This window comes from Paracoccus sp. PAR01 (genome assembly GCF_014851995.1).
GTDB classification, from domain to species: domain Bacteria; phylum Pseudomonadota; class Alphaproteobacteria; order Rhodobacterales; family Rhodobacteraceae; genus Paracoccus; species Paracoccus litorisediminis.
The window spans coordinates 162,352-174,840 of sequence record NZ_JACVAW010000008.1 but is presented as its reverse complement, the minus strand read 5'-3'; the positions used below and the strand labels follow the sequence as shown (position 1 = coordinate 174,840).

At 63.4% G+C, this 12,489-nt stretch carries 10 protein-coding genes; 5 read left to right on the top strand and 5 right to left on the bottom strand.

Annotated elements, in window-relative coordinates:
- Positions 1–40 precede the first annotated feature (40 nt).
- Complete coding sequence (locus IB235_RS14275) at positions 41–394, bottom strand: antibiotic biosynthesis monooxygenase (RefSeq protein ID WP_155039798.1); 354 nt, start codon at positions 392–394, stop codon at positions 41–43.
- Between the two features lie 107 nt (positions 395–501).
- On the opposite strand from IB235_RS14275, the gene IB235_RS14270 reads away from it, so the two are divergent.
- Complete coding sequence (locus tag IB235_RS14270; RefSeq protein WP_192337269.1) at positions 502–1,551, top strand: dipeptidase; 1,050 nt, start codon at positions 502–504, stop codon at positions 1,549–1,551.
- 15 nt (positions 1,552–1,566) lie between these two features.
- Here IB235_RS14270 and IB235_RS14265 read toward each other — a convergent pair whose 3' ends face one another.
- From IB235_RS14265 to IB235_RS14250, 4 genes are all read right to left on the bottom strand, one after another.
- Entirely contained in the window at positions 1,567–3,114 is a 1,548-nt protein-coding gene (locus IB235_RS14265) for a Ppx/GppA family phosphatase (RefSeq protein ID WP_192337268.1), read from the bottom strand.
- A 68-nt stretch (positions 3,115–3,182) separates the two neighbouring features.
- Positions 3,183–5,348, bottom strand: a complete 2,166-nt coding sequence (locus IB235_RS14260; protein WP_192337267.1) for an RNA degradosome polyphosphate kinase — start codon at positions 5,346–5,348, stop codon at positions 3,183–3,185.
- A 5-nt stretch (positions 5,349–5,353) separates the two neighbouring features.
- Positions 5,354–6,067: a DnaA/Hda family protein gene (locus IB235_RS14255; RefSeq protein ID WP_192337266.1), complete on the bottom strand. Its 714-nt coding sequence runs from the start codon at positions 6,065–6,067 to the stop codon at positions 5,354–5,356.
- Positions 6,068–6,074: 7 nt separating this feature from the next.
- A complete protein-coding gene (locus IB235_RS14250; RefSeq protein ID WP_192337265.1) occupies positions 6,075–7,388 on the bottom strand; it encodes an AI-2E family transporter in 1,314 nt (437 codons plus the stop codon).
- Positions 7,389–7,511: 123 nt separating this feature from the next.
- Between IB235_RS14250 and proS the strand changes: the two genes are divergently transcribed.
- The 4 genes from proS to IB235_RS14230 all read left to right on the top strand — a co-directional run bounded on the left by proS (position 7,512) and on the right by IB235_RS14230 (position 12,473).
- Entirely contained in the window at positions 7,512–8,864 is a 1,353-nt protein-coding gene (gene proS / locus IB235_RS14245; protein WP_192337264.1) for a proline--tRNA ligase, read from the top strand.
- A gap of 181 nt (positions 8,865–9,045) precedes the next feature.
- Positions 9,046–10,215, top strand: coding sequence for a lipase (locus IB235_RS14240; RefSeq protein WP_370576893.1), 1,170 nt, complete (start codon positions 9,046–9,048; stop codon positions 10,213–10,215).
- A 148-nt stretch (positions 10,216–10,363) separates the two neighbouring features.
- Positions 10,364–10,906, top strand: coding sequence for a serine O-acetyltransferase (locus IB235_RS14235; protein WP_155039805.1), 543 nt, complete (start codon positions 10,364–10,366; stop codon positions 10,904–10,906).
- Positions 10,899–12,473, top strand: a complete 1,575-nt coding sequence (locus IB235_RS14230; RefSeq protein WP_192337263.1) for an AMP-binding protein — start codon at positions 10,899–10,901, stop codon at positions 12,471–12,473. The genes IB235_RS14235 and IB235_RS14230 overlap by 8 nt, the downstream gene beginning before the upstream one ends.
- Positions 12,474–12,489 lie beyond the last annotated feature (16 nt).

The following is a 12,489-nucleotide window of genomic DNA, read 5'->3' as shown; positions in this document are numbered from 1 at the left end:
GTTTGGCCCAGACTAGGGGCAGTATCGCTGCAATGCACGACTAATTCGCAGTTGCAGCATCGCTGCTGCCGCGAACCTGCCAGGTTTCGATAACCTCGTACATGACCGGCTCAAAATGGCGGCACATGGCATTGATGCTGCGGTTGCGCTCGCGCATCTCGGCGCTGCGCAGCATGGCCTGATAATCGCGCCGGTCGCGCCACTGCGAATAGGTCGCGATCCGGGTCTGGGCATCGTTCAGATGGACCGCCCCCGAGACATATCCCGGCTGGCGGCTGATCACCTCGTCATAGGCGGCGTTCAGGGCATCGATCACGTCATGCGCTGTTCCGGGTGTCACCTCAAAGGTGCAGATCACCGTCTGTCCGGGGAAATCCTTGGCGATCTTCGTCATGGCTGGGCCTCCTCACCTCGCTCACATCCAGCTTACGCCGAATTGGCCCCGGTTGAAGGTCTTTTGCATCGGGCGCATGGTGCGGCCCAGACTTAGGAGACAGCCATATGATTCCGGTATTTGACGGGCATAATGATTTTCTGCAACGCATGGTCGATGCCGGCGCGGGCCGCGACCGCCTGTGGAGCAAGGGCGACGGCACCGGCCATCTGGACCTGCCGCGCATGCAGGCGGGCGGTGTCGCGGGCGGGTTCTTTGCCATCTGGACCCCCTCGCCCGATTCCGAGGACGACGCCGCGGCAGCGGTGATGAAGGCGAACCCGCCCTTCGCCCTGCCCCTGCCCGATGAGGTCTCGAACGCCGATTCCCTGCCCCGCGCGCTGGCTCAGGCCGGTCAGCTGATGGCGATGGAGCGCACGGGCACGCTCAAGATCTGCCGCAGCGCCGCCGATATCCGCGCCGCCATGGCCGAGGGCAAGATCGCCGCGATCCTGCATATCGAAGGGGCCGAGCCGATCGCCGACATGGACGCGCTGCATCTGTGGCACGCGATGGGCCTGCGCTCGCTGGGGCCGGTCTGGTCGCGGCCGACGCGCTATGCGCATGGCGTGCCCTTTGCCTTCCCCGGCTCGCCCGATACCGGCGCCGGCCTGACCGATGCCGGCAAGCAACTGGTGCGCGAATGCAACTCGCTGCGGATCATGCTGGACCTGTCGCATCTGAATGAGAAGGGTTTTGACGATATTTCGGCGCTTTCCGACGCACCGCTGGTTGCCAGCCATAGCTGCGCCCATGCCGTCGCGCCCAGCACCCGCAACCTGACCGACCGCCAGTTGCAGGTAATCGCGGACAGCAAGGGGCTGGTCGGGCTGAACTACGCGGTTGGCTTCCTGCATCCGCAGGGCCTGCGCGATCCGATTCATGGCTTCGACATCGTACTGCGCCATCTGGACCACCTGCTGAGCTTCCTTGGCGAAGACGGCGTGGCGCTGGGGTCGGATTTCGACGGCGCGCAGATGCCCGAGGACCTGTCCGATGCCTCAAAGCAGCAGAACCTGATCCAGGCGATGCTGGATCACGGCTATGGTCAGGAACTGGTCGAAAAGATCGCGTATCGCAACTGGATCGGCGTGCTGGAACGGACCTGGGGGCACTGAAGCCCCCAAATCCGGTCAGAGAGCGGGTTCAACCACCAGAGGTTCCGCCCCCAGCGCCGCGGCCAGCGAATTGAAACGCGCCAAGGCCACCTCACCCATCAGCGCCTGTCCGGTATCGGTCAGGCGCAACTCCAAGGCCTTTTTCTTGGCCGAATATTTCAGCTTGCCCGCCTCGGCCGGGTCCTTGATCGAGAACATCGCGCCGAAACGCATGGCCTTGCCCAGCACCTCGGCATTGCGGATCTGGGCGTCGTCAAGCAGGCCGAAAAGCGGCGCCATCGCGGCATTCGCCCGGCTGTTGCGGTAGCGGTGCAGCAGCGCAAGGCCAAGGAAAACCCGTTCGGAATGCGACAGCGCCGCCATATTGGCGCGGGTCACATTGTCGAAACAGGCATCGGCGCGGTAATCAGGATGCGTGCGCCATGTCGTGTCATGCAGCAGGCAGGCGGCCCGGATCAGACGGTCCAGCGCAGGATCGGCGTCCTTGAAGATCGGATCAAGGAATTGGTACAGCCGCTTGCCAAAGCCCGGCACGCGGGCCATCTGCCGTTCGGCAAAGCGCGCCGCCTCGATCAGCGGATCACGCGAGCGCAGGCTTTCCGGCATCTGTTCGTAAAGCAGCCCCTCGCGGATGCCATAGGAGGACACGGCCAGCGATTGCGGGGCAAAGATCTGCACCAGCTCGCGCAGCACCTGGCTGGCCAGTGGCACCAACTCCATCCGGCTTGAGGAAATCCCCAGCTTGCCGCGCAGATCGCCAAGGTTCTGCTTGCCGATCCAGTCCACGGTATCCAGCACGCCCTGCGGGGTCATGCGGTATTCGTGCAGCACGGTCATCGGGTATTTCGCCCGCTCCATGTCCAGCCGCGCGATCGCCCGCCACGAGCCGCCGACCAGATAGATCTGATCATGGCCCGTGCCCATTTTCTCAGCCGCGTCCTGAATGATCTTGCGGATATGGTCGCGCAGCCCCGACGGGCCGCCCTTGATCTGTTGCAGCCGGAACGGCCCCAAAGGTGTGCTGATCCGCTTGCCGACCTTGCCGTCGGACAGTTCGGCCAACTCCATCGAGTTGCCACCGATGTCGCAGACCAGCCCCTTGGCATCGGGCCAACCCAGCAGCACGCCCTGCGCGGACAGCCGGGCTTCTTCCTCGCCTTCGATGACCCACAGTTTCAATCCGGTCTGGCGCTCGACCTCGCGGCGGAACTCGGGGCCGTCCTCGGCCTCGCGCACGGCAGCGGTGGCCACGCAGGTCAGGGGCTTGATCCCCATGCCATCGGCCAAGGCGGCAAAGCGCTTCAGCGCCGCCATGCCGCGACGCGCGCCCTCGGGATTCAGCCTGCCGGTTTCAGCCAGCCCTTGCCCCAGACCCGCCATGACCTTTTCGTTGTAGAAATAGGCCGGAGACCGCGCGGCCCCGTCGAACACCACCATGCGGATCGAGTTCGAGCCGACATCGACCACGCCCACCCGGCTTAACGCCCGTTCCGACAGCCGGTCGAAAAGTGAGCGGCCGAAGGGCTCGATGGTTTCTCCGCTTGCGGTCGTGATGCCGTTCATCGGGTTCCTTTCGATGGCGCTGCCGGTTGCAGGCGGCAGGGGATGGATGGTCCATTAACCATTTCCCGTCAATCCTCCGAATGGGTGAGCGCGGGGACATCCTTGGCGCCCTTGGTTCCGCGACCCGAAAGAGAAGGATTTTCCATGAAGAACTTGTGACAGTTGAACAGGTCGTCGCGTCCGGCCGGCAGGTAACGCAGATAGCGCCCATCGGGTTGCAGCAGCCAGCTTTGCGCCTCATCCGCCATGTTCGCGGCCATGATCTGGCTGGTGATCTGGGCCTTGACCGTATCGTTGATGCACTCGACCAGCGCCTCGACCCGGCGGTTCAGGTTGCGGCCCATCCAGTCGGCGGAACTGATGAACACCCGCGCCTTTTTCGAGGGCAGGCCATGGCCATTGCCGAAACAGACGATGCGCGAATGCTCAAGGAAACGTCCGACGATAGATTTTACGCGAATATTATCCGACAAGCCTTTGATACCAGGTCGTAATCCGCAAATTCCGCGAATGACAAGGTTGATGCGGACGCCAGCCTGGCTTGCATCGTAAAGCGCCTCGATCACCTCCTTGTCGATCAGGCTGTTCATCTTGGCCCAGATCTCGGCGGGGCGACCACGGCGGGCAAATTCCGCCTCGCGTCCGATCAGTTCCAACAAGGTGTCCTTGAGGTCGATGGGCGAAATGGCAAGGTTTTCCAGCCCGTCGGGCTGCACGTAACCGGACAGGAAATTGAACACCTTAGACGCATCGCGCCCCAGCGCCGCATCGCAGGTGAACAGCGACAGGTCGGTATAGATCCGCGCGGTGATCGGGTGATAGTTGCCGGTCCCGAAATGGGTATAGGTGACCAGTTGATCGCCCTCGCGCCGGACGACCGTGCTGATTTTGGCATGGGTTTTATACTGCATGAAGCCATAGACGACATGCGCGCCCGACCGCTCCAGCCGCCGCGACTGACGGATGTTCGCGGCCTCATCGAAACGGGCCTTCAACTCGACCAAGGCGGTCACGGACTTTCCGGCCTCGGCCGCCTCGCAAAGCGCGTCCACGATCGGGCTGTCGCGCGAGGTGCGGTAAAGCGTCTGCTTGATCGCCACCACATTCGGATCGACCGCCGCCTGATTGAGGAAGCGCACCACCATGTCGAAAGTCTCATAGGGGTGGTGCAGCAGCATGTCCTTTTGCCGCATCGCCGCGAACATGTTGCCGTCATGGTCCTGCACGCGTTCCGGCACACGGGGCGAGAACGCCGGCCATTGCAGCTCGCGGCGCGTGTCCAGCACCAGTTCGCGCAGGTCGGCCATGCCCAGCAGTCCCTCGACCTCGACCACCTCCTCGGGGGCGACATCCAGTTCCTGCATGATCAGGCGGCGCATCCGGTCGGGCGCGCCCGCCGTGATCTTGAGCCGGATGACCGAGCCGCGGCGGCGGCGCTTCAGCGCGGTTTCGAACTCGCGGACCAGGTCCTCGGCCTCTTCCTCGACCTCAAGGTCGCTGTCGCGCAAGACGCGGAAGTTGCAATGGCCGATGTCGCGATAGCCGGGGAAAAGACTGGGCAGATGCATCAGCAGCAGGTCTTCCAGCCGCAGGAAGCGCTTGCCGCCCGGCAGCGCCACGAAACGCGCGATCTGCTGGGGAATCGGCAGCAGCGCCTGCATCTGCCGCCCGTCGCTTTCCCGCGCGAGTTCGACCGCCAGCGAGAAACCAAGGTTCGGGATGAACGGGAACGGGTGCGCCGGGTCGATGGCCAAGGGCGACAGGATCGGAAACACCTGTTCGACGAAATAGCGGCGCAGGAATTCTTCCTCGGCGCGGGTGACGCGGGTGCGCGACAGGATGGTGATCTCGGCCAGTTCCATCTCGCGGCGCAGACCGTTCCAGACCGCCTGCTGCGCCCCCATCAAGCGGCGCGCATCGGCATTGACCAGCGCCAGTTGCTCGGCCGCCGTCAACCCGTCATCCGAGATGGTCGCATTCCCCTCTCGTACCAACTCGCGCAGGCCCGCAACGCGGACCGTGTAGAATTCATCAAGGTTGGTCGCCGAGATCGACAGAAAGCGTAGCCGTTCCAGCAAGGGAACACGCGGATTTCGCGCCTCGTCCAGAACCCGCCAGTTGAAGCTGAGCCAGCTGATCTCGCGGTTGAAGAACCGGGCCGGGCCCTCGGGCGTGCCATCGACAAGCTCGCGGGGGGTGGGGAACGGGTTACGCAGAAAATCGGCCTGGGTCATGGGTCTCAACTTGCGGAAGGCATTGCAGGGGTATGGTCAGGGGGCGAAAGCTTGTCCAGAAGCTCGGCCGCAAGGCGGCGGGTGACAGGGCGGCGGTCGGCCAGCGACTTGCGGTCGATCGCGGCGACAAGGTGGCGGGCAAGGCCAAGATCGCGCTCCATCCGCACGGCCAGCCAGTCGACGACATCGGGCGCGACCTGAATCTGGCGATCCGCGAACAGCTTGACCAGCACCGCGGGCAGCAGCGCGTCATCGGGCGGACCCAGTACCGCCTGCGCCGCCGATTCCAGCCGCGACAGCAGATCGGGCAGCCGGATGCCCCAGTCGCGAGGCGGCATCCGCGCGGTGATCAGCAGCAGCGCCCGGCGTGCGCCCGCAAGGTTCCACAGATGAAACAGCGCGTCCTCGGCTTCCGAGATCCCGGCGATCTCATGGGCATTTTCAACGACCAACGCGCCGCCCCAGCCCAGAAGCGCATCCACCCCGGCGGGAGAGATGGTGGCGGCGCGGATCACCCTCGCGCCATTTTCATCAGCCCAGAACCGCGCCAGATGCGATTTGCCCGCCCCTGCGCCGCCGATCAGCAGCAACCGGCCCTGCGGCCACAGATTCGGGCCGTCCAGCATGGCCAGGGCATCGCGATTGGCCGCCGTCGTCAGGAAATCATCCCGCGACAGCGCGGGGGGAATGGTCAGGTCCAGAGCCAACTGGCGATCCAATGACCTTCTACCCTTTCCCGGTCTTGTCGTGATCGTGCTCGCGCGCCTCACGGTGAAGTTCGGCGGGCGAAGGCGGGCCCTCGGGGCGAGTGGTGGACTTGGTCTTGCGCGCACGGTCCTGATGCTCCTCAAGCAGTCCGGCCAGTTCCTCTTGGCGGCGCAGTTCGGCGACGCGGCGGTCATGGGACAGTTCCGCCCGGCGCCGTTCATGTTCGACCGTGCCGCGCGGCACGATCTCGATCAGGGTCGGCGGCGGTGGCGGGGCCGGAACCTCGCGCCCGGTATAAATCGCGCTTTGCTTGTAGCGGTTGACGGCATAGCGCACCAGCACGCCCAGACCCGCCGCCATCGGCACCGCGACCAGCAGCCCGACGAAACCGAAAAGAGAGCCGAAGACCGTCAAGGCCAGCATCAGCCAGACCGGATGCAGACCGACGCTGCCGCCGACGATCTTGGGTTGCAGATAGTTGCCCTCAAGCATCTGGCCGACGGCAAAGATCACCACGACGGCGGCGATCCAGACCGGCTCGCCCCAGAAGCTGAACAGTGCGACCCCGATGGCCGTTGCGCCGCCGATCACCACGCCGACATAGGGAATGAACGACAGCGAGGCCGCCATTACCCCGATCGCGATGCCGAATGGCAGGCCGACCAGCCCCAGCCCGACGGAATAGAACGTGCCAAGAATCAGGATCACCACGCCCTGCCCGCGCACGAATCCCGACAAGGCTGTGTCGATCTCATGCGCAAGGCGGCGGATGGTCGGGGCATGTTCACGCGGCAGAAGTTCGTCCAGACGGGCGACCATGTGGTCCCAGTCCAGCAGCAAGTAGAAGGCCACGACCGGCACGATGACGATCAGCGCCAGCATGCTGACCACGCCCATGACCGAGCCCAGCACCGTGCTGACCAGCTGACCACCCTTGGCGCTGATGTTCTTGGCCGCGTCGGTCAGAGCGGTGTTCAACGTACTGCCCTCGGTAAAGACCTGCGGGAAGCGGTTCATCAGGAAACGCTGCAACTGCTCGGCCATTTCCGGGGCGGTGTTGATCAGCGCGTTGGTCTGGCGCACCAGCACCGGCACGACGACCAGAAACGCCACGACCACGGTCAGGGCGACGATCAACGTAATGACCACCACGGACAGCGTCCGCGACAGGCCCATGCGTTCCAACCGATCCGCAACCGGGTCCAGCAGATAGGCCACGCCTGCGCCAAGGATGAAAGGCAGGATGGCATTTCCAAGGGTCCACAGGATCATCAGCAGCGCGAAAAGCGCCACGCTCCAGTACCATACCTGCTTCTGAGCCGGCAGCCTCATGGGCGATCACTCCGTAACCCCGCGTCACCGACTATTTGGAACGTCCTGACGCAGCTTGCAAGGAAGGTTGCCCCGTCAGGCGTGCTGCGGTAACTCCACGCTCGCCAACATGAGGATATAACCATGCGTCTGTCGCGCTATTTCATGCCCGTTCTGAAGGAAGATCCCAAGGAGGCCCAGATCGTCAGCCACCGGCTGATGTTGCGCGCCGGCATGATCAAGCAGCAGGCGGCGGGCATCTATTCGTGGCTACCGCTGGGCTTCAAGGTGCTGAACCGCATCCAAGCGATCGTGCATGAGGAACAGCAGCGCGCCGGTCACATCCCGATGCTGATGCCGACGCTGCAATCGGCCGACCTGTGGCGCGAAAGCGGCCGCTATGACGATTACGGCGACGAGATGCTGCGCATCAAGGACCGCCACAAGCGCGACCTGCTTTACGGTCCCACCAACGAGGAAATGGTCACGGACGTGTTCCGCAGCCATGTGTCCTCGTACAAGGACCTGCCGCTGACGCTGTACCACATCCAGTGGAAGTTCCGCGACGAGATGCGCCCGCGTTTCGGCGTGATGCGTGGCCGCGAGTTCCTGATGAAGGACGGCTACAACTTCGATCTGGATCGCGACGCGGCCCTGCATGCCTATAACCGCCATCTGGTCAGCTACCTGCGCACCTATGAGCGTATGGGCCTGCAAGCCATTCCGATGCGCGCCGATGGCGGCCCGATCGGTGGCGATTACACCCATGAATTCCTTGTTCTGGCCGAGACCGGCGAATCCGAGGTCTTCTATGACAGCGAGATCACCGATCTGAAGTTCGGCGGCCGCGAGATCGACTATGACAGCGTCGAGGCCTGTCAGGCCGTGCTGGAGGAATTCACCAGCCGCTACGCCCGCACCGACGAGACCCATGACGAGGCGATCTTTGCCGAGGTCCCCGAGGAACGCCGCCGCACCGCACGCGGCATCGAAGTCGGCCAGATCTTCTATTTTGGCACCAAATATTCGGAAGCCATGGGCGCGACCGTCGTCGGCCCGGAAGGCAACCGCGTCCCGGTCGAGATGGGCAGCCACGGCATCGGCGTCTCGCGTCTGCTGGGTGCGATCATCGAGGCCAGCCATGACGACAAGGGCATCATCTGGCCCGAGGGCGTGACCCCCTTCCATGTCGGCATCGTCAACCTGAAACAGGGCGATGTGGCCACCAACAGCGCCTGCGAGGCCCTTTATGCCGAGCTGAAGACGCAGGGGCTGGACGCGCTTTACGACGACCGCGACGAGCGCGCGGGCGCGAAATTCGCGACCATGGACCTGATCGGGCTGCCCTGGCGGATCACCGTCGGTCCGCGCGGCATCGCCAACAACAAGGTCGAACTGACCTCGCGCCGCACGGGCGAGTCGGTAGAGATGTCGCCTCAGGAAGCCATTCTGCGCCTGAAGGAAATCTACCAGCCGGTCTTCGACGCGGCGTTCTGATCCCCGCGCCTGCCATCTTGCAGGCGCCGGATTTGGGTATTTAAGAAACGAAGAAACCCGCTGCCGCGCAACCGGCAGCGGGTTTTTTGTCTCATTAACCTGTCGAATTGGAGATCTGGACGCAAAGGCCTGCCGGGCGGATCATTCGCAGGTTTCAGGAGGGCGGAGAACGGTCCCCATCGTGCTTGTCAGAGAGCTTGCAGTTCTGTCCATTGTCGTTCCGGCAGTCGCGGCACTGCTGCTTTGGGCATGGCCGGAACCTGCGCGCCCACATGTGCCCGTGCCCCAACTCGTCTCGGTGCGCGGAGAGGACCGGGTGATGTTCTACGCCGATCTGGTTCCCCTGCAGGAAGGATTGAAGCCCCTGCCCTTGCTGGTCACCGGGCGGGCTTCGAACGGGGCCAAGGGCGCGCTTTTGCAGGAATGGCCGGGTTTTCACGCCGAGGCGCAGTTCATAGGGACAGCGGTTTCCGTTCGCTTCGAGGATAACGTCAACCGCTGGCGGGTGCTGATCGACAATGGGCGCTCGGGCATGATCGAATTGTCGCGACCGGGCGTGAACGATCTGCGCATTCGCGGGCTGACAGCGGGCGCGCACCATATCCGGGTCGAGAAGATCAGCGAATCCTCGATGCCTACAAGCTTTGGCGGGATACTGATCGATGGCGACAGCGAGGCGCTGCCTGCGCCCCGCGCACGTCCCCGCCTGATCGAGTTCATCGGCGATTCGGATACGGTCGGTTTCGCCAATACCGCCCTGCGCCGCGACTGCACCGAGGATGAGGTGTTTTCCGCCACCGATACCAGTCGCAGCTTCGGACCAAAGGTTGCTGAGGCGCTGGATGCGGATTTTCGCATGATCGCGCGGTCGGGAATCGGACTGGTGCGCAATTACGAGGGCGTGACGCCGCAATCGACCATGACGACGCGCTATCCTCTGGCCCTGCCCAGTGACCCGGCGGCGGGCAGGCTGGCCGACCGACCGGCTGATATCGTGGTGACGGCGCTGGGCTCGAACGATTTCGGGTCCAGCTTTACCGAGTCCGAGCCTTGGGCGGATCACGAGGCGCTCAGCCGGGATTTCGCGGCGGCGTTGATTGCCTTCCTGCGGGATCGTGTACGCGAAAATCCGGGCGCAATTCAGGTGCTGCTGGCCTTTGGCGAATATGGCAAGCCGCTTCTGGTGCCCTATCAGCAGGCCGAGACCGCGCTGAAGGCCGACGGTCAGCAGGCTGTGCTGATCACCTTGCCCAAGCTGGATCGCAGCGCCTGTTTCTGGCATCCCTCGGCCGGGGATCACGATCTGATTGCAAGCTGGCTGACCACAGCCATTTCACCATTGGTCCAATAGCAGCGGAAATGCCGAAAATAACCCTGCACAATGGCAACTATATTCGTTGAAAATGTAGAATGGTCTGAATGGACAGGTTGAGATTGCATCAAGCCCCGGCAATCATGGAGTCGCCTGCCCTTTTTCGGCTCACTCTTGAGTGATCATGATGACATTGTTTGAAGAAATTCGAGGGGACTATATTCGTCACGGCCGGTCCCTGACCGAGCCGGCCTTTGTTTCCTTGGCAATTCACCGCTGGGGCCGTTGGGCCATTCATCGGCGCAATCCGGTGGCGCGCTGGCTGGCCAACAAGGTCTATGGTTTTTTCAGGGTCTTCATCCTGAACATAACCAAGGTCTGGATTCCGCCGAATGTCCAACTGGGCAAGGATTTCCATATCATCCATGCGGAAGGGTCGCTTTCGATCCATCCCGACGTGGTGATCGGGGACCGCTGCGGGGTGATGCATAACGTCACCATCGGCACGAATATGCGCGGACAGGCTCCGGTCATCGGGGACGATGTGTTTATCGGGGTGAACTCGACGGTGCTTGGGCCGATCAAGATCGGGGATCGGGTTCGGATCGGGCCGAATACGGCAGTCTCGACCGATGTGCCCTCGGATTCGGTCGTGGTCGGATCGCCGGCCAAGATCTATCCCAGCCTTCCCAATCTGGCGCGGATGAAACAGGCGGGCGGCAATGGCTGATCCAGACGACTCGGCCCTGTTCGACGTCAGCATGTGGCGTCTGTTGGCCGACAACCTGCCCGGCAGCGCCGACAAGATAGCCGCCATCGACCGGGATCGCCGTGTCTCTTATGCCGCGTTGGTGGCTGAGGCGGGTCGCGTGGCGGACTGGCTAACCCATAGCGGCATTCAGCCCGGCGACCGGGTGATCGTCCATCTGCGCAAGGGCATCGACGAGGTTGCGGCCATGTTCGGCGCCTGGAAGATCGGCGCGGTGGTGGTCAACGTCAACAACCGCTGGACCGGCCATCAACTGGCCTATGTCGCCCGCGACTGCCGGGCACGGGCCGCGATCCTGACCCGCGCCTCATTGAACAGCGCGGATGAATTGCCCGACGAAATGTCATTCCTGGTCCAAGGGGCCGAGGCCCCGCAAGGTGCAGATACATGGGCCGCCCTGCCCGATGACAGTGGCGTGGCGGCGTATGATCTGGATCCGGGCCAGCTTGCGATGATCATCTATACCTCGGGCTCGACCGGGCAGCCCAAGGGGGTGATGCTCAGCCATCGCAATATCCGCGCGGGTGCGGTTTCTGTCGCGGAATATCTGGGCCTGACCCCGCGGGACCGGTTGCTTTCGGTGCTGCCCTACAGCTTTGATGCCGGGCTGAACCAGCTGACCACCATGCTGCTGAAGGGCGGCACGGTTGTGCATCAGCCCGTCACCCTGCCCGCCGAGATCATCCGCATGGCGCGCGATGAAAGCGTGACCGGCATCGCCGGCGTGCCGCCCCTGTGGAATGAGATCGTCCGCTTCCTTGATGACAACCCGGTCGAGCTGCCCTCATTGCGCCGGATTACCAATACCGGTGGGAAAATCCCGCCGAATATCCTTGAGCTGCTGCCCACGGTATTCCCGGACGTCGACATCTACCTGATGTATGGCCTGACCGAGGCTTTTCGCTCGACCTATCTGCCGCCATCGCGCTTCACGCAGAAGATGGGTTCGATCGGCCAGCAGATCCCCAATGCGCGGGTCTTTGCGATCAGGCATGGGGTGGGCATCGCCGGGCCGGGTGAACAGGGCGAATTGGTCCATGCAGGTCCCCTTGTCAGCATGGGCTATTGGGAACGCCCCGAATTCACCGCGCAAAAGATCCGTCCCTGTCCCGAACTTCGCCATCTGATCGGGGATGAGCCCGTCGTCTATTCCGGCGATCTGGTGCGACTGGACGAGGACGGCGATATGTGGTTCGTCAGTCGCATGGATGAGATGATCAAGACCATGGGCTTCCGACTGTCCCCGACCGAGGTCGAGGATGCCTTGTCCAGCAGCGGGCTGGTGGGCGATGTCGTGGCCTTCGGGATCGAACATCCCTCGCTGGGTCAGGCGGTGCATGCCGTGGTCAGCTATCTGCCCAATGGTGCCGAGGAAGCGTTGCTGCAGCATTGCACGCGCGCCATGCCGAACTATATGCGGCCTCAGCGCATCCATTCATGGCCCGGCGCCATGCCCCGCACTGCCAGCGGCAAGCTGGACCGTCCGACCGTTATCGCCTCCGCCAAAGCCGCCACCGTCGAAATCTGAAGAATGAGACCCGACC